12 protein-coding genes and 1 pseudogene are annotated in these 23,332 nt (G+C 46.7%); 5 read left to right on the top strand and 8 right to left on the bottom strand.

Annotated features, from left to right (window positions below):
- Positions 1-2: 2 nt before the first annotated feature.
- The 3 genes and pseudogenes from tpx to Q0502_RS02755 form a co-directional block, all read right to left on the bottom strand.
- Positions 3-503, bottom strand: coding sequence for a thiol peroxidase (tpx, locus tag Q0502_RS02765; protein WP_298646844.1), 501 nt, complete (start codon positions 501-503; stop codon positions 3-5).
- Positions 504-615: 112 nt separating this feature from the next.
- Positions 616-3,347: pseudogene (gene uvrA / locus Q0502_RS02760) on the bottom strand (excinuclease ABC subunit UvrA).
- Positions 3,348-3,458: 111 nt separating this feature from the next.
- Entirely contained in the window at positions 3,459-4,436 is a 978-nt protein-coding gene (locus Q0502_RS02755) for a lytic transglycosylase domain-containing protein (RefSeq protein WP_298646841.1), read from the bottom strand.
- Positions 4,437-4,785: 349 nt separating this feature from the next.
- Between Q0502_RS02755 and Q0502_RS02750 the strand changes: the two genes are divergently transcribed.
- Both Q0502_RS02750 and Q0502_RS02745 read left to right on the top strand, forming a co-directional pair.
- Positions 4,786-7,770 carry a PEP/pyruvate-binding domain-containing protein gene (locus tag Q0502_RS02750; RefSeq protein WP_298646838.1) on the top strand — a complete coding sequence of 995 codons (2,985 nt, stop codon included), beginning with the start codon at positions 4,786-4,788 and terminating at the stop codon, positions 7,768-7,770.
- 211 nt (positions 7,771-7,981) lie between these two features.
- A complete protein-coding gene (locus Q0502_RS02745; protein ID WP_298646835.1) occupies positions 7,982-8,731 on the top strand; it encodes a hypothetical protein in 750 nt (249 codons plus the stop codon).
- Positions 8,732-8,863: 132 nt separating this feature from the next.
- Here the strand turns inward: Q0502_RS02745 and Q0502_RS02740 are convergent, their stop codons facing one another.
- Genes Q0502_RS02740 through nosZ form a run of 5 tightly spaced genes read right to left on the bottom strand, consistent with a single transcriptional unit; the run spans position 8,864 to position 14,626 of the window.
- Positions 8,864-9,634 (bottom strand): ABC transporter permease subunit, encoded by a 771-nt coding sequence (locus Q0502_RS02740; protein WP_298646833.1) that lies wholly within the window; start codon positions 9,632-9,634, stop codon positions 8,864-8,866.
- A complete protein-coding gene (locus Q0502_RS02735; RefSeq protein ID WP_298646830.1) occupies positions 9,627-10,343 on the bottom strand; it encodes an ABC transporter ATP-binding protein in 717 nt (238 codons plus the stop codon). The genes Q0502_RS02740 and Q0502_RS02735 overlap by 8 nt, the downstream gene beginning before the upstream one ends.
- A complete protein-coding gene (gene nosD / locus Q0502_RS02730; protein ID WP_298646828.1) occupies positions 10,340-11,593 on the bottom strand; it encodes a nitrous oxide reductase family maturation protein NosD in 1,254 nt (417 codons plus the stop codon). Before nosD ends, Q0502_RS02735 begins: the two co-directional genes overlap by 4 nt.
- A complete protein-coding gene (locus Q0502_RS02725; RefSeq protein ID WP_298646826.1) occupies positions 11,572-12,585 on the bottom strand; it encodes a nitrous oxide reductase accessory protein NosL in 1,014 nt (337 codons plus the stop codon). The genes nosD and Q0502_RS02725 overlap by 22 nt, the downstream gene beginning before the upstream one ends.
- 55 nt (positions 12,586-12,640) lie before the next feature.
- Positions 12,641-14,626 carry a Sec-dependent nitrous-oxide reductase gene (nosZ, locus tag Q0502_RS02720; protein ID WP_298646824.1) on the bottom strand — a complete coding sequence of 662 codons (1,986 nt, stop codon included), beginning with the start codon at positions 14,624-14,626 and terminating at the stop codon, positions 12,641-12,643.
- Positions 14,627-15,591: 965 nt separating this feature from the next.
- Between nosZ and Q0502_RS02715 the strand changes: the two genes are divergently transcribed.
- From Q0502_RS02715 to meaB, 3 genes are all read left to right on the top strand, one after another.
- The gene (locus Q0502_RS02715; RefSeq protein WP_298646821.1) at positions 15,592-21,501 is read left to right on the top strand and encodes an alpha-2-macroglobulin family protein; all 5,910 of its coding nucleotides are present in this window, start codon (positions 15,592-15,594) and stop codon (positions 21,499-21,501) included.
- A 133-nt stretch (positions 21,502-21,634) separates the two neighbouring features.
- Positions 21,635-22,021: a DUF1573 domain-containing protein gene (locus Q0502_RS02710; protein WP_298646819.1), complete on the top strand. Its 387-nt coding sequence runs from the start codon at positions 21,635-21,637 to the stop codon at positions 22,019-22,021.
- An 84-nt stretch (positions 22,022-22,105) separates the two neighbouring features.
- Positions 22,106-23,194, top strand: a complete 1,089-nt coding sequence (meaB, locus tag Q0502_RS02705; protein WP_298646847.1) for a methylmalonyl Co-A mutase-associated GTPase MeaB — start codon at positions 22,106-22,108, stop codon at positions 23,192-23,194.
- Positions 23,195-23,332: the final 138 nt, after the last annotated feature.

Below are 23,332 nucleotides of genomic sequence, written 5' to 3'. Positions count from 1 at the left end.
AACTACACTATCGAGTTGATTGCAGAATGATAATCCGGCTCCTGTGCAATCTCAGGAACCAGTTCTGTGTGTACCACCTTCCCTTCCGGGTTTACTATTACTACAGCCCGTGCCAGAAGGCCTTTCAGCGGGCCGTCGGTCATCAGCAGACCGTAATCTTCACCGAATGACTTATTGCGGAAACAGGAAAGTGTGACAACATTTTCAATGCCTTCTGCAGAACAGAATCTTCCGGCTGCAAAGGGCAAGTCGGCAGAAATACCCAGCACCACCGTATTTTCCAGCGAAGCGGCTTCCTTATTGAAGCGGCGCACGGAGGCGGCGCATACACCGGTATCGAGACTTGGAAAGATATTGAGTACAATATATTTCCCTTTGAAGTCCGATAACCTGGCTTCGGAAAGATCGCTTTTTACCAGAGTGAAATCAGGTGCCGCTGTGCCTTTTTCCGGCAACTCCCCGCTTGTGTGAACGGGATTGCCTTTAAATGTGATATCTGCCATATAATATTGCTAATTTAAAATTACTCTTAATAGTCCCTTTTCTGTAAACTCTAAACAAAGAGTTGATTTAAATGTTCATGCCTATTACATTTTTAACTTTAAATTCCGGTCTTTATAACTCTTCCCTCAGATAAACCGCCGTATAACTTTCCCCGTTATGGACAATTTCCTCGGGAGTCCCTTTCGCAAGGATTTCGCCTCCTCTCTCTCCCCCTTCGGGTCCCAAGTCAATGATATAGTCGGCACACTTGATGATATCGAGGTTGTGTTCGATGACAATTACGGTGTTGCCTTTCTCTACCAGTTTATTGAGTACTCCCAAAAGCACGCGGATATCTTCGAAGTGCAGTCCGGTAGTAGGTTCGTCCAGTATATAGAGGGTATTTCCCGTATCGATGCGGGCCAGCTCGGTCGCCAGTTTCACCCGCTGGCTCTCTCCTCCCGACAGGGTAGTGGAGGATTGTCCCAGCTTGATATAACCCAGTCCTACCTCTTGTAATACTTTAATCTTATGCAATATGTTAGGCACATTTTCAAAAAAATCCACTGCCTCGTTGATGGTCATATCCAGTACGTCGGCAATCGACTTCCCTTTGAACCGTACTTCCAGCGTTTCCCGGTTATATCGTTTACCATGACATACTTCGCAGGGAACCATCACGTCGGTTTGTAGCCCCGTATTTTGGCTTCCGGCATTCCGGCGAACAGCACGCGGATATCCGAAAAGACCCCGGTGTAGGTGGCCGGGTTGGAGCGGGGGGTACGTCCTATAGGGGACTGATCTACGCTCACCACTTTATCGAGATGTTCAATTCCTTTGACTGAGCGATAGGGCAGAGGATCTTTCAACGACCGGTAAAACTTCTGGCTGAGAATAGGTTGCAGTGTTTCGTTGATCAGTGTCGATTTCCCGCTGCCGGAAACACCTGTCACACAGATGAACGTGCCCAGAGGAAATGTCGCCGTCACATTTTTCAGGTTGTTTCCCGAGGCTCCTTCGATAGTAAGGATTTTACCATTGCTTTTTCGTCTTTTCGGGGGGATGGAGATCTCTAATTTCCCGTTCAGGTAGTTGGATGTGAGCGTGTTCTTCTTCAGCATTTCCGAAGGGAGCCCTTCAAATACCACATCCCCTCCTTTCTGGCCGGCAAACGGTCCCATATCCACTATATAGTCGGATGCCAGCATCATATCCTTGTCGTGCTCCACCACTACCACCGAGTTACCTGAATCGCGCAATTTTTTCAGCGAATCGATCAGGCGGTGGTTGTCGCGTTGATGGAGCCCGATACTGGGTTCATCGAGTATATAGAGCACATTTACCAGTTGCGATCCGATCTGGGTAGCCAGCCGTATACGCTGGCTTTCCCCGCCCGAGAGGGAGGCCGATGCGCGTGAAAGCGACAGGTAACCCAGCCCTACATCCAGCAGGAACTGAAGCCGGGAAAGGATCTCTTTTTCAATTTCTCCGGCAATGAGCCTTTGTTTCTCCGTTACATTCGTTTCAGAGGAGATGATCCAGTTATACAGGGAGTGTATATCCATCCCCGCCAGTTCGGCGATATTTTTTCCGTTGATCCTGAAGTGAAGCGCTTCCTTGTTCAGCCGCTGCCCGTGACATTCGGGGCAGACAGAGGTGGTGATGAACTGGCCCGCCCATTTCTGGGCGGTTGCCGAAGCTTCATCCTCCTGCTGCATTTCAATATATTTGGCGACACCTTCGTAGGAGACCATATAATTGGAATTTCCCAACGACTCATTCTTTATTTTGAGCCTTTCGTCGGTGCCGTACATGATCTCATCGATGGCTTCCTGGGGAATATCTTTGATAGGTGTTTTCAGTGTCACCCCATATTTCTCGCAGATGGCCGCAATTTGCCAGAAGAGGAGGTTGCTCCGTTCTTTTCCGAGAGGGACGATACCTCCTCCGGCGATACTCAGACCAGGGTCGGGTATGATCTTTTCGACATCGATCTGGTCTACCGAACCGATGCCCTTGCAACGGGGGCAGGCTCCCTGCGGGGAGTTGAAAGAGAAATTATGGGGCGCCGGCTCATTATACGACAGGCCGGTAGTGGGACACATAAGGCTGCGGCTGTAATGGCGTGTTTCGCCGGCTTCCACATCCTGTAGAAGGATCAGACCGGACCCCTGCTTCATAGCAGTGCGAACGCTAGCCTGCAACTTGTCGGAGAACTTATTGGATACGACCAGCTTATCAATGAGAATTTCGATGTTGTGATTCTTGTATCTGTCCACACGCATGCCGGGAATGATCTCCCTGATCTCTCCGTCGACCCTCACATGGAGGTATCCCTTTTTACGGATCTGTTCAAACAACTCTTTGTAGTGGCCTTTCCTGTTTCTCACTACCGGAGCGAGGATATAGATCTTTTTACCGATATATTTCTCCAGTATCAGTTCCAGTATCTGCGTGTCGGTATATTTCACCATTTTCTCACCGGTGATATAGGAGTATGCTTCGCCGGCGCGAGCATAGAGCAGGCGGAGGAAATCGTACACTTCGGTGGTGGTACCGACGGTGGAACGGGGATTTTTATTGGTGGTTTTTTGTTCGATGGAGATGACCGGGCTTAAACCGGTGATCTTATCCACATCGGGACGTTCCATCTTTCCCAGAAATCCGCGCGCATAAGCCGAGAAGGTCTCGATATAACGGCGCTGCCCTTCGGCAAAGATGGTGTCGAAGGCGAGCGACGATTTCCCGCTGCCGCTCAGTCCGGTGATCACCGTGAGAGAGTCGCGTGGAATGGTTACGTCAATATTTTTTAAGTTGTGTACGCGTGCGCCGTACACCTGTATCTGTTCAGTTTCGGAAGCCATAGTTATAGTAAACGAACGTTTTTGTTAAGCTAAATGAGCAAAGTCAAACTTGTTTGAACTTTGCCATAGCGAGAAAACGACTAATTTTAATGAATAATGATCTGAAAAAGTTTACTTCACCACCCATGCCGGATTGTGTACCCTGGGACTTTCCCCTTTTTTATAGTAGAGGTCGTCCTGTGTGGGGATAAGCAGGGTGTAAGTCTTACCCGACGGATTGCTCAGGCTGGTACTTCGCAACCAGGAGTTGAAGTCCTTCAACTGCGCGTAGGTGATGTTATGTTGTTTGGCAAAAGCCACCAGGTCGGGAATGGAAGAAGATACCTTCACCTCCTTGAACTGCATGGGTTTATAGAGATGATCGGGCTTTATGATGAATCCGTATTGCTGTGGATTTTCAAAGATCTGTTTGATTGAAAGCATACGGTAGTAATAGCGGGAGGTTTCTTCCACCAGCCAGAGATCGAGCGAGTCGTCTACTTCCTGGTCTTTCAGTCCGTTGGTGATGCGCGCCTGTCCACCGTTATATGACAGTGCCGCGGCGCTCCATGAGCCATATTTCAGGTAAGCTTCTTTCAGATAGCGGCAGGCGGCAATGGTGGATCTTTCCACGTGGTAGCGTTCATCCACGTCGGATGTCGCCTCCAGCCCGTATTGTTTACCTGTACTTTGGAGAAACTGCCAGAGTCCCGCCGCACGTGCGGGGGAAATCGCCCTGGGATCGAGACTGCTTTCTATCACTGCCAGGTATTTCAGGTCGTCGGGAACTCCTTGCTGTTTGAGGATCGGTTCAATGACCGGGAAGAACCGGTTGGCCCGTTTAAAAAGCAGCAAGGTAGTGGAGTGGAAATAGGTGAAACTGTTCAGTTCCCGGTCCATCCGTTCCCGTTTATCATAGCGGTCGAAAGTGATCCGTTCCCCTGCGAATTCCACGCTCTCAGGAATAGCCACCGATGCTGTCATGGAGAGCACCAACGGCCTTTCCGACTCGGTTTTTTCAATGTTGTTACCTGACGTAAGGGCCATGAAAAGTGTTCCCAGTCCTATTATCAATATGGAGAAAGAGATCAATAACGTTGATTTTTTCATTCTTATTGTAGCTTTGCTGATTCTTAAAATATATCTCCGGCGATATGTGTACCGGAATAACTTTTGAGTTGAACAAAGATAATCTTTTTTTCGGAAAATCAACGAATGTGCTCATGTGATTAATGTGCCCATGTGAAAAGTTGTGGTTCTATATATTCTATGACTGCAACAAAAATAATGAATCAATTCCATAGATATTCGGTTTTTTCATATATATTCGCACTTCGTGTTATTCGCTTACTGCGTTCACCCTTATTTACTTCATGTAATTCGCTTATGCGTTACAATTGAATATCGGCCGCATTGAGCCTTTATTCTTTGTTCTTTACTCTTTATTCTAAAAAAACAGATGAAATTAAAAACGCCAGGATCCGTAGTTAAAGCACATGATATAAATCGTTTCAGATTCCGTGACACCCCGTTCGTGAAACTGATGAACAAACGTATCTACAACATTTTGATGGTGGCCTCCCGATACGATATGTTCATCCTGGAAGACGACGGACGTGTCGATGAGCAGATATTCAACGAATACACTTCTCTCAATCTTCGCTATCCGCCGCGGTTCACACAGGTAGGAAACAGCAGGGAGGCGCTGGCGGAACTGAAGCAGAACCATTATGAATTGATCATCTGTATGCCCAATATGGATAACAGCGATACATTCGATCTGGCAAAACAGATCAAGGCGCGTTATTCCGGGATTCCGGTCGTGTTGCTCACTCCCTTCTCCAAAGCGGTAACGCAATCATTGCGGAAGTCGGATCTGAGCGGGATCGATTATGTATTCAGCTGGCTGGGAGATACTGACCTGCTGCTAGCCATCATCAAAATTATTGAAGACCGGATGAATGTAGAGCATGACGTCAAGACCGTCGGCGTGCAGACCGTTATGCTGGTGGAAGATTCCGTCCGTTTTTATTCGTCGGCTTTGCCGTTGCTCTATAAGTTCGTGCTCAGCGAATCGAAAGAATTTTCAAAGGAGGCGCTCAACGATCACCTGCGGATGCTTCGTATGCGCGGGCGCCCGAAAATCCTGCTTGCCCGCAATTATGAGGAAGCGGTTGCCTATTACAAAAAATATGGCGACAATATGCTGGGTGTGATCAGCGATATGAGTTTCAGTATTGACGGAGAGAAGGACAAGCTGGCGGGGCAGCGGCTTGGCGAATGGATCAGGAAGAAAGATCGTTATATCCCTATTATTTATACCTCTTCGGAATCGGATAACCGGAAATATGCCGCTGATGTGGACGCCGTGTTCATCGATAAGAACTCCAAAACCTTTCCGCAGGATCTTCGTAAAGCGATCAAGGAAAATCTGGGTTTCGGCGATTTCATTATTACCGATCCCCACACCAAAGAGGAAATATTCCGTATAAAAAATCTGAAGGAGCTGCAGATGAACATCCGTAATATCCCCGATGATGCCCTGTATTATCACCTCTCGCGAAACCATTTTTCCAGGTTCTTCTATTCCCGCGCCATGTTTCCCGTGGCGGAGATGCTGAAGAAGATAGATGTTTCGGAATATGCCAATATGCACGATGCACGTGAGCTCATTTACGCCACTATCGTACAATACCGGCGTATGAAGAATACCGGTGTGGTAGCTGTCTTCGAGAAAGACCGGTTCGACCAGTATTCCAATTTCGCCCGCATCGGGGAGGGATCGCTCGGAGGTAAAGGCAGGGGACTGGCTTTTATCGGGTATATGGTGAAAACGCATCTGGAATTGAACAACAATCACAATTTCCCCGTGACCACACCCAAAACGGTGGTGCTCTGCACCGATATCTTCGATGAATTTATGGAGGCCAACAATCTCTACCCGGTGGCTCTTTCAGAGCAGGAGGATGAGATGATCCTGAAACATTTCCTCGCAGCCAAGCTCCCGAAGCGGTTGGTCAGCGATTTTCTGGTTTTTTTCGAGGCGATCGAGACTCCTATTGCCATCCGTTCTTCGAGCTTGCTGGAAGATTCCCAGTATCAGCCGTTTGCGGGTATTTACTCCACCTATATGATCCCTTATGTGAGCGATAAATATGAAATGGTACGCCTTCTCAGCAACGCCATCAAAGCGGTATATGCTTCTGTATTTTATAAGGACAGCAAGGCCTATATGGCTGCCACACAAAACCTCATCGATCAGGAAAAAATGGCGATCGTACTTCAGGAGGTGGTAGGCTCTCAGTACGGCAGCCTGTTTTATCCCGCCATTTCGGGAGCGGCCCGTTCCATCAACTATTACCCTATCGGGAACGAAATGACGGAAGACGGCATTGTAAACATGGCTTTCGGATTGGGAAAATATATTATGGATGGCAACATGGGTCTCCGTTTTTCACCGCTCCATGCGTCCAATATCCTGCAATTGAGCTCGCTCGATTTGGCGCTGAGCGATACCCAGACCCGATTCTATGCCCTCGACCTCAATTCGGTGACAAAAGATTTTACGATCGATGACGGATTTAACCTGCTGAAACTTCGCCTCAAGGAAGCGGAAAAAGAGGGGCCGCTCAGGTATGTGGCATCCACTTATGATCCTCAGGACCAGATTATCCGGGACGGTTTCTACGAAGGGGGACGCAAGATCATCTCTTTCGCCAATATTTTACAGCACGGAATGTTTCCTGTGGCGGAGATCCTGGAGAAACTGTTGAAGGCAGGACAGAAAGAGATGGGTCGGCCGGTGGAGATTGAGTTTGCCGTGGATATCGAAGATCAGCAATTTGCCTCTTTTTATGTATTACAGATCCGGCCGATCGTGGACAGTAGGGAAGTAGTACAGGAGGATCTGGAAGAGGTGGATCCGGGCGATACGGTACTGTTCTCGAAGAATGCGCTTGGAAACGGGATCTCGAATGATGTATATGATGTGGTTTACGTGAAGACCGCAGCCTTTAACGCTTCGAAGAATGGGTTGATAGCCCGGGAAATCGAGTCGCTGAATAGCCGTTTTGCAGCTGCAGGCACAAACTACGTACTGGTCGGCCCGGGCCGGTGGGGCTCTTCAGACCCCTGGCTGGGTATACCGGTGAAATGGCCCCATATCAGCCAGGCACGGGTAATCGTTGAATCAGGAATGGAAAATTACCGCATAGAACCGAGTCAGGGAACCCATTTCTTTCAGAATCTCACCTCGTTTGGCGTGGGCTATTTTACCGTGAACCCCTTTACGGAGAATGACGGGTTTTTCAATGAGGAGTTTCTGAATGCACAGCCTGCCGTGCATGAGACGGAATTTATCCGTCAGGTACATTTCGACCGGCCAGTGGTCATCAAAATAAATGGGAAAAAAAGGATGGGCGTTGTGATGAAACCGAAAAAATAACTTCTAACCTTACGTATTGATAAACAGCTTTCTGTGAATGAAGAATAGGAAATTTGCCTCCGTCAAACGGAGTTGCAAATGAGTTAAGCATGGTTAAAAACCTAAGGGCCATGCAACGTTTCCTTCGTTGTTTTCGTCTTTCCTTATGTGTATACGAGATCTCAACCACACAGATTACACTATTTTTTAACTATTAAAAAAGAGAGTTATTATGAAAAGAATTTCCATTTATTTATTGAGCCTGATACTGTCAGGTGCGTTTTTTACCGCGTGTGAGAATGATGAAAGTGATCCGAAATTGACTTTGGATAAGAATAGCATTGACCTGTTCATTGGTGAGGAAACTGTCGTGAAAGTGAGCGGAGGAGAAACTCCCTATAAAGCTACACCTGCTGATGAGACGGTCGCCGGAGCAACAGTGGGGGGCAGTGATATAACCATCAAAGGTCTGAAAGTAGGCAATACCACGGTGAAAGTAATCGATAAGAACGGTTTGGAGGCTATCATAGCCGTGGCCGTAAAAGAAGATCCCTATGAGGCCGAAAAAGAGGATGCCACTGTGAGGGTGTCATGGGGAGAGGCATTTGAGAAGGTGCAGGGTATCGACGCCGGCCTTTACGAGTTGAGTAAGACGGAAGACAAAACGGTAACCTTTACATGGACAAACGAAGCGGAAGAAGAGGCGGAAGAAGAATCTTTCGTGTTGACTTTTCAGGACACCAACGATAAAATCGGGGGCGAAAGCGAGACCGCTTCTACCCTGGAGTCACCGGCCGTGGCAGGTAAACTGACGGTGACGGTGGATGGCGAAAGCACCGACTACAACGTAACTTCATGGAGGCTTGTCCAAGCCGAACCGGCTGACGATGAAGAAGGAACTCCGGATACTTACTGGATTGCCTTTGCGGCAGACGGTAAATCAGGACTTTGCGTTGCCCCGTTGACGGCGGAGACGGAGTAACCGGAAATAGGTTTTTACTTTGCCGGTATCTTCTTTCAATGCATGCTATGGAAGGAGATACCGGTTTTTTTATTGGGAAGAAGGGATGGATACTCCGGAATGTATGGACAAAAATGAGTGTAACATGACTGTTCAGACGATATCTTTTTTGCGGAATATTTTTAAGGAAAGCCGGTAAGGAGCCACCATCCAGGCGATTAATAAGACAAAAGAGAGTACCGTACTCAAGGTTGTTCCCAGAAAATCGGTAAATACGGCTCCCGAGTAACCCAGCATAGCGGAGATGTCCAACCTGAACATTATTTGCAATCGAGCCAGGTCTACGGGATTAAGCATCAGCAGAAGTACCGTCAAAGCTTCTATGGGATAATCGCTGAATTGAAACAGCAGAAACATCATGACCGCGTCATAGAGCAGAGTGAAGAACAGCCATAAGAGGATGGAAAGCCCTATTCCAACGGATTTGTCATCGGTCAATACGGCGATCAAAAAAGCCAGGGATACGGATACAAGCGTTATGCCTGTTCCCATGGCAAGAAGCAGGAATCCGGTAGCATCAAAAGAATACACGATGATCGGGATGCCGGCGCCTAACAGAAATGCCAGGCACAGGCTGGCCGAAACTCCCGCGTAGAGACTGCTCCAAAGATTGCCTCTTTTGATGGGTTGACTCAATAATAGTGTGATAAATTCCTTACTGTTATAAATGTATATGGTAGAATATAGCAACGCCATAAGCGGTACGCTGAAAAGAACAATATACATCACGGTTAGCAGTCCTTTGGAAACACTGTCTTCAAGCAGAAAGGATATCCATGAAACCAGGGAGAGGACGATAAAATAAATAAGGGTTATTTTACTTTTCAGGATATCGAAGAATATGATCCTGGCTATATTATTCATGTTCCGTTTGTATAAGAATTTTCATGACGGCATTTGCAATCGTATATTCGCCCGTATCCTCCAAAAGAGTATGAACCGATTTATAAAACAATACTTTTCCTTCGTCCATAAATACGATATGAGAAGCGAGGTTGTCTAATTCGCTCAAAACGTGGGAAGTAATAAATATAAGCTTTTCTTTTCCCTTTTCTTTCAGAATCTTTTCCTTCAGGATGGCCGACGCTAAGGGATCAAGGCCTGCGAAGGGTTCGTCCAGAATAATTATTTGCGGATGGAACATGAAGGCCAGCGTAGCGCTTACTTTCTGAACGGTTCCTCCGGAGAGGGTTCCCATCCTTTTGGTCTCGATCCGGTCGAGTCGAAACAACCGGTATAGCTCTTCGTCCGTATCGTTGTTTTCCGCTCTTACAGACCGGATCAGGCGGAAAGTATTCTCCACGGATAAATATTTCGGGAAGTTGGCTGTCTGCGGCATGAAGCCGATAAGCCTCCGTATTTCGCAATTGTTGCGGACGTTGCGGCCGGAGATGATAATTTCGCCCGCTTGTGGGGTCACCAGATCCAGCATACATTTGATGAGGGTTGTTTTCCCGCATGCATTAGGGCCTATCAGGGCTATGCATCTCTTCTCATCGTCGAACTCCAGGTTGATATTTTTCAGCACATGTAGTTTCTGATAATACTTATGTAAGTTTCTAATCGTAATCATAAGGCATATTGTCTGATCGCTGGCTTGTTATCTGCAAAATTCCGGGGAGTTACGGTAGGAATGATCCTTTCGGCCTGTTCCAACAGATTGACCAGAAAACTGCGGAAAAACAACATAGCCGCGGGCGTATATTCCGAAATAACAGCGAATAAGCTCAACGGATGGTAGGGGACATCGCCTATGCCATCGCGGTTAAGATCGTATCCTTTATATTTATCCCAGTAATTTTCACTGAAATAATTTTTTTCAGAAGCGCCGTTGGTGATGACATCGAAGGTATTTCCCAAAAAATTGTTTCGCGTAAAACTATTTTCGACACTGCTTGCCATCAGGCGCAATGCCCATCCGTTCTCGCTGAAAACGTTCTCTTGCAGAGTGAGTGACAGACCACCATCCATGAATATGCCCACCGTATTTCGAGTGAACCTGTTACCGGCAATTTTACCGTAAGAGATATCCTTGAGGAGAAGCCCGTAAGAGGCTCCCCCCTTGTTATTGTCGAAAGTATTGTACAGCATATTGATGTGGCTGGAAAACATAACCGCCACTCCGGCTCCGTTTTCGCGGAATATATTATAAAGGTAATCATCTTCATTGGAGAACATGAAATGCAGGCCGTATCTCAAACATTTTGCGACATTATTATGCCGGATAATAGAATTGGAAACGAATTCGAGATAGATACCGTCCCTGTGCCTGCGGATATGATTGCCTTCTATTGCAAGATTTTTGCTCTTCCAGCAGTGAATGGCGTTTCCGATAAGAGGCCCTTCCGCAAGGGAAGTGTTTATCCGGTTGTTTGTTATCCGGCAATCTTCCGCCGCTTGAATGAATATCCCGATGGAGTTATCCGTAAATATATTATTGTTGACAACTACACCGGCGACTCCCTTGTTTATTTTTAATCCGCAATAATCTTTTAGCGATGACTTTCCCGAATTGGCAATGATAAATCCTTCCACAACAACACTATCTGCGAAGATAGAAACTACATCGACTTGGTTGCCACCATCAATAACGGGAGAGCCGACTCCTTTTAAAACGACCGGAATGGTGATGACAAGCGTTTCGTGATATACGCCTTCATGAACGATGACACTATCGCCCACCTCCACCGTTTGTAGGGCTCCCGCAATGCTGTTGGTATGCCCTTCCTTTCCGACATGAACGGTGCCGGCGGTAAGGTGAAAGGCAAAACCGCAGTTGATAAGAAAGAGAAAGCAGGAATTTAAAAATCGATATCTTCCCATGAAACGATTTCCGCATTGAGTTGTTTCGCTACCTCTTCCGCTTCCTCGCGGGTTTCGAAAGCGGCTATATTGGCATTCATCGGACTTTTAACTTCTCCTCCCTTAATATAAGATGCTGTTTCAGCTTCTATGAAATGGTCTTCTTTTAAATAATCGGAAACATAAGTCTTCCTTATTTTTATGTCTTTATTTTCCTTCGTGTAACGGATAAGACAGGAAAGATCGTCGAATTTCAGACAGCGGCCTTTCTCGGTGATGATTTGCGTATCGAACTTGGGGTCGACGATAGTCATCCTGCATTCTTCACATTCGTCCTGGTTCAGTCGCACGGGCCGGGCATTGTCGTTTACGCAGGAGAGGAAGAGTGGGGTCAGCAAGGGGAGGAATATGGCGGCAGCTCGTTTTTTTCTGAAAATTCTATGGATGCGGTACTCCTTGAAGATGACAAAAGCCAGTATTAAAGCGACTGCGATAATCAGCATGCCTCCGATATCGGGAATGGAATAAGCGCCGAAATTAAGGAGTTGTTTATATCCTAAAACCGGTGGTGAATAAGACATGCCGGGAACTTGTATGGCTGCCGACGGATCCAGGTTGTGGCCGTAGTTGTAATTCCACCGATAAAAATCAAACAGGGAAACAATACCGAAAATGATGAATAAAATGAAACTTATCAACGACATTTTCCGGCTTTTCAGGATGGCGGTCACAAGGATCAATAGGGCCAATGCCCCTAAAATGTAGGGTAATACGGTAAACTCTATAAAGTTTTCAGTATGCAAGGTTTGCATGCCGATATAATGGTTGAGGCCGTTAATGGCATCTACGTCTCCTCCTATTTTATCGGGATATAACTGCAATACCAGTCCTTCGGGATATTGGGGAGCCGATAATTCGATTCTCCACAACGGAACGAAAATGGATGCGGCAAGTAAAACGGCGCACAGGATCAATAAAACCCTTGATAGAGTGGATATCTTATTTTTACTCATAATGTATATTGTTCGTTAAGAAACAGGGGGAAGGAGTGCTTCCCCCTGCTGGAATTTATTTACCGGTAGTTTTGTCATCTAATGTATAAGACAGTGGAACGTTGCTCCCTTTGGCGGAAACGCGCACATAGCCTTGCATTTCCTGATGCAGCGCGCTGCAAAAATCGGTGCAGTAGAAGGAGAAAATACCTGTCCTGCCGGGCACCCATTTCAACGTCTGTGTTTCACCGGGCATCACCAACAATTCGGCGTTCGTATTTCCCTTTACAGCAAAACCATGAGGAATATCCCACTCCTGTTCGATATTGGTCAGGTGGAAATAGACGGTATCCCCTAACATTATTCCTTCGATATTATCGGGAGCCATGTGGGAACGTATAGCCGTCATATATATATGTACCACGTTGCCTTCTTTTACTACTTTCGCCTCTTTTTCAGATTTGGCTACGTAGGGATGCTGGTTTTCGGCGAGATCGTAGAACTGCTTTTGCTGCTCTTTGATCATTTCGGCGGGTATGCCCACGGCATAATGAGGCTCTCCGATGGTTGGGAAATCGAGGAGTAGTTTCATTTTATCCCCGCTGATGTCGATCAACTGGGCGCATTGGGCCAGTTCGGGTCCAGTGGGTAAGAAGCGGTCTTTGGTGATTTTATTGTAAGCGACCAGGTATTTCCCGTAAGGTTTTTTGGTATCTCCGCCCATTACCGAGAGGTGTCCGATGGAATAGGTGGAGGGTATCCTATCCAATACCTGTAAGTCTTTTACGTTCCATTTCACTATTTCAGACGAGACGAAAAAGCTGGTATAAGCATTTCCCTTTTCATCGAATTCGGTATGTAATGCGCCCAATCCGGGATTTTGCACTTCGCCATACAGGGCGGCTTCATAATTGATGATGTTGATTCCTCCTGTTTCACCTTCAAAAGCCTTTTCTTCAATCGCTTTCTTGATCTTGTCGAAACTGAATACCGGAATGCCCGTGGCCAGTTTTCCGCTGGCAATGATATATTCTCCGGAGGGATCGACATCAATGCCGTGCGGCGATTTCGGACACGGAATGTAATACAGACAATCTTTTAGATCTTCGACATTCAGCACTGTAGTTTCCTCAAAAATCCCGGAAGTGGCCGTATGGGTTTTCTCGTCGTACATATTATGTGCATACCGGCTCTTTACTTTCTGTCCCTTACCCGCTTTCAGAAGTTCCTCGATCTTTTTCCAGTTGACGGCTAAAACAAAGTCCTTATCGTTTTGGGAAGCGTTCACTTCCAGATGAGTGTGGGCCTGTTCCGAATTATAACAGGTGAAGAAGAACCATCCGTGCGATTTTCCTTTTCCGGGGTGGGCGAGGTCGTAATTAAAGCCGGGTACCGCTAACTGGAAGGCGATCTTCATTTCACCTGTCACAGGATCTACGCTGATGAAACTGATGTGTCCCTTGAAATTTTCCTTATAACTGGTGATGGGAACATCGCCGTCGGTATAATCGGGGGGAACGCTGAACCGTGTTCCGGCCACGACATATTCGGTGTTCTCCGTCACAAATGTAGAGGAGTGGTTTCCGGCACTGTTGGGCAGTTCCAGCATTTCTACCGTTTTAAAGGTCTTCAGGTCAATGCGGGCTACGCGTGGGGTATTGTTGGCGTTGATAAACACCCACCGGCCGTCGTATTCACCATTGGTCATGGATAGGTTGGGATGGTGCGAATCGTCCCAGGGAACCTCCCCGAATGAGGTGTTCAGCATAGGTTTTGTCTCTTCGCTGAACCCCCATCCGTTTTCTGCGTTCACGGAGAATACGGGAATGACCTTAAGTAACCTGCCTGACGGAAGACCGTATACGGCGAGTTGCCCACTGAAACCTCCCGAAACAAAATTATAAAATTCATCATATTCTCCCGGTGCGACATACGTTTTTACTGCCGCATCTTCACTAAAAGCGCTTGTGGCTGATTTCGGCCTGCATGATGACAACCCGACAATGATCATGAAGATAATCAAGGTTATCAGCAACCGTTTTTCATTTTTTTGAGTTTTCATTTGCGTAGAAATTTTAATAAAGTTATTCATATTGTCGTATCAGTAGTCTTTTCTTTTTTACCGGGGACAGTCGTAGGTTGTTGTACGCTCCAAACATTGGGACTTATTTGGATTCTTCCTCTTTTCTCCTTTGTTTGGTTTTTTATGGAGACCTTTGTCTACGATTTGAGGGCATCGTGCGACCTGCCCCGGATACTCGTTTCCTTGGAAGGGTTCCATCATTTTATTGGGCCGGGGTAACAATCCGTGCCTGAAAATAGGGTATAAAGGTAAAGATTTGATGAGGTAAACAGTAAATTACGAGTGTAATTAATATTAAATAAATATAATTAAATGAAATATGGTTGTCCTGCTGGAAAATTATATAATAGGATATTCTTGTTTTGCCGGTTTGGAAAACATAAAAAGTATCTCACTCTATATCAATAATTATACAAACTTTAATAATAGTAGCTGTCTCCTTGTGAAGAGGTGGAAAGACACTGGATTTGTCCCGCGTGGAAAGTGAATGTGGCCGGTTTATTTGAATTTATTTTCTAAAATTGGCAGGCGGATGGATCATGGCATCTCTATCTACTTCCTGGAATCCGGATAAAGATTTCAATATGACTGTATTATATTCATTATGTGTGCGATAATAAAAAATAGGAGGGAAAATATAAGAATAAATGAGTGGGGTGTAGTAAATCCCAATAATTAGAGTGAATTCTATGAAATAAAAATTGTCTGACGGTTGTTGCTTTTTCAAAACAAAAAGTATCTGAAATTGTTAAATGGATAGTTCATTAAATTAGACTATTTAGTTTTGTTCTCGCTGTGGTACAGCCTAAACAAGTTTAGTCTCTCTCATTTTAATAAATAACTATCGCTCGGCAATGATTCAAGCAAGCTTGACACTGCTCTCGCTTAATCGTTATTTTAGCTTATCGGGATAGTTGATTCAATTATTCGCAAACAACACTATTATGAATAAAATTTCCTTTATACTGCTCCTTTTGGCATTTGCTTCAGGAGTTTTTTCCCAGAATAACCGACCGATGAACAGAGACCCTTATGCGAACGAATGGGCAAAAGTGGCTGAATTTGAGCAGAAGTCGCTCCCTCAATCGGCTTCAGAAGCTGTAAACAGTATTTTACGCAAGGCAATAGAGGATAAAAACAGTCCCCAGATCATCAAGGCACTGATCCATCAGGGGAAGTATGACCTGGCACTGGATACACAAAACGATACGGCAATCTTCAGGAACCTGAATGGGATGTTGGAGAGAAGCGACGATATGGTGGAGCGATCGGTGTTGCACTCCATATTGGGAGAGTTATACCTGCAGTACTATCAAAAAGACCAGTGGAACATCAATCAACGTACCGATTTGGGGGATTTTGTGCCGGCCGACATGAAAGAGTGGACACGTAATATCTTTTACAACAAGTCGGCAGAGCATCTGAATGCCTCTATCGCTCCGAAGGAGGAGTTGGTAAAGGCGGAAGTGGAATCCTATGCGGCTGTGGTGGAACTGGGTAAGGATTCGCGGAGGTTTTTCCCTTCGATGTATGATTTCCTGATACGCCGCGCCATAGAACTCTCCGGGCAGATCGATCCGGATGAAGACCTGAGCCGTATGCTGGCAAGGAAAAACATTTCACAGGAATCGCTGTTTGCGCCGGCAGATGAGTTTGTGAAGCTGTCGTTCGATCCCCAAGAGACAGATCAGGGTCTTTGGATATTGGAAAACTATAGAAAGCTGTTGAATTCCCTGTTAGAAAGAAATCTGGACAGGTCGGTTCTGCTGGTGGAACTGGAAAAGTCGGATTATCTGACGAGATTGTCCTATTATACGCATGTTTCTTTGGCGCGCCCTGCATTGGAAAAATTACTGGGAAAATGGGACGGGGACGAAATGAGCGTGGAAATTACTGACAAGCTTTGCCAGTTCTATCTCGACGAGATTGATTTGATCAATGCGGAAGATACACTTCAGCGGAAAGAGAAGACCAGGGAGATATATGAATTACTGAAAAAGACAATTACTACCTTTCCGAAGTATGAACGCATCTCAATACTTCAGAACAGGTTATCCCAACTTACACAGCCGGAATTCACCATCACAGGAGGGAATACTTTCGCAGGAGAGAGTGAAAAAGAACTGAAAGTGAATTTCCGGAATATCCGGTCGCTCACCGCAAAACTTTATCGCATCAACTCACCTATAGAAGAGTTAGAAGAGAGATCGAAAGTGCGAAACCAAATAGCTGAAAAGCGTGTCTTGATCGGGGAGATCCCCATATCCTTGCCCGATACACCCGAGTACTGGCAGGGAGACACATCGTTCACGGTGAATCCCGGCGGTTTCGGTACCTATATGCTGACTTTCAATTCCTCGCCTGAAACGAACGATACCAGGGGATCGGAATATTATTTTTCGGTATCCGACCTGGCCATCTTTGCCCGCAGGTCATCCGATAACCGATATGATTTTTTCGTGGTGGACAGAACCACCGGTGCACCTGTCCCTAATGCCAAAATAGATATTTACAAACTGCCGGGCAACTGGAATAATTCGCAGCTTACACTGGATCAGTCAATTACTACCAATGAGCTGGGACTGGCTGTATATGATAAGAAAATCCCGAACAATGATGTCTTTTATCATGCTGTTTCGGGGAACGATAAGGGTTCCACGCTAAGCCGATTGCCTTCTCCCTATTATAGCTACTCCGACCGGAACAATGAGCCCCGGGAGATGACAAACATTTTTACTGATCGTAGCCTCTACCGTCCCGGACAGACAGTTTATTTTAAGGCCATACAGGTTCGTGCGGGTGCCGTGGAGCAATCTGTTATTGCCGGTAAATCTATTGAATTGGTACTAAGGGATGCCAACCGCCGGGAAATCTCGAAGCAGACGATAACGACGAATGAGTTCGGTTCGGTAGCGGGTGAGTTTGTGCTACCGCAGGGTGTTTTGCCGGGTCACTTTACCATCGGAACCGGGCAGGGAAGTGTGGGCTTTCAGGTAGAAGAATACAAGCGCCCCACATTTGAATTGACATTCGACAAGATAGAGAAAACATATAAATTTGGTGAGGAGATCACCCTCAAGGGAAAAGCGGAGAGTTTTTCAGGTATCAGCCTGCAACAGGCGAATGTGGAGTACCATATTACGCGCAAGCAGATGTGGTGGCGAATGTGGGGTGGAATAATAAGTGATTATGCTATGGGCAGTGTGACCACCGGTGAGGATGGAACTTTCGAGATCACCTTTACACCCGAAAAACCGGACAGCCAATCCTCCTCCAAAGTGGCTTATTCGTTTGATGTGGTTGCTAAGGTAACTGATGTTAATGGTGAAACACGGATCGCTACCTATACTGTAATAGTGGGAGATATCTCGATGGTACTCTCCCTGGAGATACCCGACCGGTGGGTAAAAGAAAGTGATGAGAAAATCATTATAGCTGCTAAAAACCTTGACGGAAATGATATAACAGCCCATGGAACCTACCGGATCTTTTCCCTGCAGGAGAATGATTCCATCCGTCAACTGACTGCGGAGGGAGAGTTTAAGACAGGTGAGCAGCCGGCGTTGAAAAAACAACTGGCAGGCTTGCCATCGGGAAAATATAAGGTGAAACTCCAATCGAAAGACGACAGGGGAAACCTCATTGAATCGGAAAAAGATATTGTTCTCTTTTCATACACCGATAAACGTCCGCCGGTAAAAACCAACGAGTGGTTCATCGAAAAAAACAGCCGGTTCTCGCCCGGTAAAGATGCGGAAGTGATCCTGGGGGTGTCTGAGAAAGTACATGTTTTATATGAACTGTGGCAGGAAGACAACCTGTTAGAACGGAAATGGATCGGGTTGGATAATGAGAACTGGCTCTTTTCATTCCCGTATGAAGAGCAATATAAGGAAGGTGTTACCCTGATGCTTACTTACGTGAAAGACGAAAAGTTTTATGCCCACAGGGTAGACCTTCTTCCTGAAAAGGAGAAGAAGGAGCTGAAAGTGAAACTGGATGTGTTCCGTGATAAGATCCGTCCCGACGCGGAAGAAGAGTGGCGGATCACGGTGACCGGAACGGACAGTAATCCTTCTTCGGCAGAGGTGCTGGCATCGATGTACGACTTCTCGCTCGACAATATTTATCCGTCCCAGGACTGGAACCTTTCTCTTTTTTCGTATGCACGGTATTTCTCGAGGATGGGATTGGCGAGCGATCAATCATTCTACGCGGAAGCGGCCATTGGTAACCTTCCTACGCAGTGGAAGAACGTCGCCGCTTTTGAGTTCGACCGTTTTAACTGGCACGGCTACTCGCTGCTTTATTCCGGCAGGATGATGCTGCGAAGCGCCAAAGCGGGTGGTGCACAGGTACAGGCATATGCTGTTCCGGAAGGGATGATCGTGGTAGAGGATCAAGCTGCCCAATCTTCGGGTATACTAATGGAAGAAGAAATAGAAATAACACGTCGCGATGCGATAACACCTCCGCCTCCGCCTCTCCCTGTTCCCGAACAGCCCAGACAGGATAATGAAGTTCCCCAGATTCGGCGTAATTTCAACGAGACCGCTTTCTTCTTTCCCCATCTTAGAACCAATGACAAAGGGGAGACGCAGATCGCCTTTATCGTGCCGGAGAGCAATACAAAGTGGCGTTTCCGCGTATTGGCACACGATAAGAAATTGAATACCGGGAAGGCGGAAGCCTTTACCGTGTCGCAAAAAGAACTGATGGTGACGCCCAATATGCCGCGGTTCCTTCGCCACGGCGACAGGACGGCTATTTCCACCAAGATATCCAACCTGTCGGACAGCACGGTCAGCGGCAGCATGAAGCTGGAATTCTTTAATCCTCTTACGGAAGAAATCATCAATACTATATCGTCCGAAAATCAGGAGCAGACGTTTTCGTTGCGGCAGGGTGCTTCTTCCGATGCATGGTGGATATTTGATGTGCCGGGTGATATTGATATTCTCGGTGTTCGTGTTATAGCCCGGAGCGAACAGTTCAGCGACGGCGAACAACATGCGCTTGCCGTGCTTCCCAACCGGATGCTGGTGACCGAAAGCATGAGAATGGATGTGAACGGAAATCAAACGAAGGAGTTCACGATGGATCGTCTTATAAACCGCTCTTCGAACACCCTTCAGGATTACCGGCTGACCCTTGAGTTCACCTCTAACCCCGCCTGGTATGCAGTGCAGGCTCTGCCGGTACTGGGCGAACCGGAGAGCGATAATGCGGTTTCATGGTTTGCCTCCTATTATGCCAACTCGCTGGGAGCGCATATCGGAGAGGCGTTCCCTAAAGTTAAAGCTATGGTAGAGGCGTGGAGAAAACGGGGAGGCAGTAAAGAGACTTTTGTCTCGAATCTGGAAAAAAACCAGGAGTTGAAGAGTGTATTTCTGGAAGAGACTCCCTGGGTGCTGGAAGCCAAAAACGAATCGGAGCAGAAAGAGAGGCTGTCGTTGCTGTTCGACCTGAACCGCAGCCACAATCTTACTACTACAGCCATCAACAAGTTGCAAGACCTGCAAACCAACCAGGGTGGCTGGAGCTGGTTCAAGGGCTTTAATCCGAGTGTAAGCATTACGCAATATATCCTTTACGGATTTCATCAGTTGAAAGAACTTAAGGCTGTTGAATTTTCGGACGATATTCTTGCGATGCAGAAGAAAGCCCTTTTTTATATTGATACCGAAGCTGTACGCCGTTTCGAGGCATTGAAAAAGTATAACAAAGACTGGAAAAACAGTAAGACGATTTCCACTACCGACCTAGAATATCTCTATGTCCGCTCCGGTTATACCGGCTATCCGTTGGAAAAAGAAGGGAAGGAGATGACCGGCTTTTATCTCTCGGTCATCGAAAAGAACTGGACGCAATACGGGTTGTATGAACGTTCGCTCATTGCCGTGTTGATGAGCCGCGAAGGGAAAACAGGTGTGGTGGAAGGTATCCTGAATTCCTTCCGTGAGCATGCCGCCCGCTCGGATGAAATGGGCATGTATTGGGCGAATAACCGTGCGCAGGTATTTATGTCGCAATCGGCCGTATCGGTACATACCTTTATCATGGATGCCTTCCGTGCGGGAGGAACCAAAGCCGGGGAAATGGATGAAATGAAGCGGTGGCTGCTGAAACAGAAACAGACGCAGTTGTGGGAAACCACCCATGCCACGGCAGATGCCGTATATGCGCTGTTGAGTACCGGAAGTGACTGGTTTTCAACAGAAGGAGAGACAACCGTTTTGCTGGGTAAGCTTCGTGTGGAATCGGAGAACAGGGAACCGGGCAGCGGCTATTTCAAGGAGTCATGGAGCCATACGGAGATAAATCCCGAAATGGGTAAGGTTACAGTGGCGCATAAGGGAAATACTCCCGCATGGGGTGCACTCTACTGGCAATATTTCGAAGAGTTGGATAAGATCGGGAAAACCGATGGTTCACTCGATATAGAAAAGCAACTCTTTGTGGAGCAGACCACCGCGTCCGGAACGCAATTGGTACGTATTACAGAAGACACTCCGTTGAAGGTGGGAGACAAAGTGGTGGTACGGCTGACTGTACGGAGCGACCGCGATATGGAGTTTGTCCATCTCAAAGATATGCGTGCCTCCGCTTTCGAACCTGTCAACCAAATATCGGGCATGGGATGGCAGAACGGAATCCCTTATTATCAGACGTCGAAAGATGCCTCTACCGGTTTCTATTTCGACAATCTGCCGCGCGGTACTTATCTGTTTGAATATGCAGTGTATGTGAGCCGGCCGGGTAGTTATTCAAACGGCATCACTACCATTCAGAGCATGTATGCTCCTGAGTTTACCTCACACACCGGCGGAATAAGAATTATTGTTAAAGAATAAACAAGCTTTAAACGAATTTGTTACTTTTGTGTCTTTAAACATTGAGAATATTGTAGTTTACAAAATAGATACAGTGATGATGAAACCGACATATAAGGTTCCATACACCGAAACATAACAATAAAATAGTCGTATGAAAAAATTGAGTTTAGTATTATTGTTTACCGTTCTGGTTAGTGGTGTTGCTTTTGCGCAGCAGAAGCCGGAAGTGGACTTTAAGAGAACGGAGCATAATTTCGGTATTATCAAAGAAGAGATAGGATCGGTTGCCACACAGTTTGAATTTACCAATACAGGTAAAAGTCCGCTGATTATACAACGGGTATCGGCATCGTGCGGATGCACTACGCCCAGTTATACAAAAGAGCCGGTCTTGCCGGGCAAAAAGGGTGAGATAGCTGTAAGTTATTCCACCGTACGCCGTCCCGGTACATTCAACAAAACCATCAGGGTATATACGAATGTGCCTGATACGGTATACGTACTCACCATCAAAGGGAATGTAACACCCAAACAATAATTATCCTTTTCAGATTGATTATACAGGCCGAATGAGCTATCTTTGCAGGAGTAGTTCATTCGGTTTTTAATTGGATATAATATGATGGAACATCCCGAGAACGATCCGAAATACAAAGGACTTATTGTCAATAAAGGTGTCTCCCGCCCACCCAGTGTCAATCCTTATCTACAGAAAAGGACAAAAGAGCATGAGCGTTCTGTCGCGGAGTATGCGGAAGGCATCTTGTCGGGCAACAGGGTGGTACTCAGTCAGGCTGTGACACTAGTGGAGAGTTCGCGTCCCGAACATCAGGAGAAAGCGCAAGCCATTATCGAACAGTGCCTCCCACATGCCGGGAATTCTATCCGTGTGGGCATCACAGGTGTCCCCGGAGCCGGCAAGAGTACATCCATTGATGCATTCGGAATGCATCTTTTGCGAGAGGGGCACAAATTGGCGGTACTGGCTATCGATCCTTCGAGTGAGCGGTCGAAAGGGAGTATCCTGGGAGATAAAACGCGGATGGAGAAGCTCTCTTTAGAGCAGAATGCCTTTATCCGTCCCTCTCCTTCGGCAGGGTCGTTGGGAGGCGTGGCGCGCAAGACCCGCGAGACTATTATCCTCTGTGAAGCGGCCGGATTCGATTACGTGTTTGTGGAAACCGTGGGGGTAGGACAGTCGGAGACAGCAGTCCATTCGATGGTCGATTTCTTTTTACTGATCCAGCTTGCCGGTACCGGCGACGAGTTGCAGGGTATCAAGCGGGGAATCATGGAGATGGCCGACGGGATCGTGATCAACAAAGCGGATGGGGACAACATCGAAAAAGCGAAGATGGCCCAACGTCATTTCAGCAATGCACTACACCTTTTTCCACTCCCCGAATCGGGATGGACGCCCGAAGTGCTGACCTATTCCGGCTATTATAGCCTCGGCATTGGAGAGGTATGGGATATGGTGCACCGATATATCGGTTTTGTGAAAGAGAACGGCTATTTTGACCGCAAACGGAAAGAGCAGTCGAAATACTGGATGTACGAAACCATCAACGAACAACTGCGGAACAGCTTCTACCGCGACCCCAGGATTGCCGGATTACTCGAGAAACTGGAGAATGACGTCCTTCATAACCGGAAAAGTTCTTTTGTGGCTGCCAGAGAGGCGCTTGACAAATATTTTGGGAGGAAATAAAAAATACCCCCGTATTGAGATAATCATCCTAACTTTTTCGTAATTTTGTACTTCTAATCGCAACGGCGCACTCTTCTAACGGTCAGGAAAATTGTTTCTCAGGCAATGAATAGCGGTTCGATTCCGCTGTGCGCTACT

It is taken from the genome of uncultured Proteiniphilum sp., from assembly GCF_937873925.1.
Lineage (GTDB): Bacteria > Bacteroidota > Bacteroidia > Bacteroidales > Dysgonomonadaceae > Proteiniphilum.
Note: the sequence above shows the minus strand (reverse complement) of the source record. Positions and strands in the feature narration are given on the sequence as shown.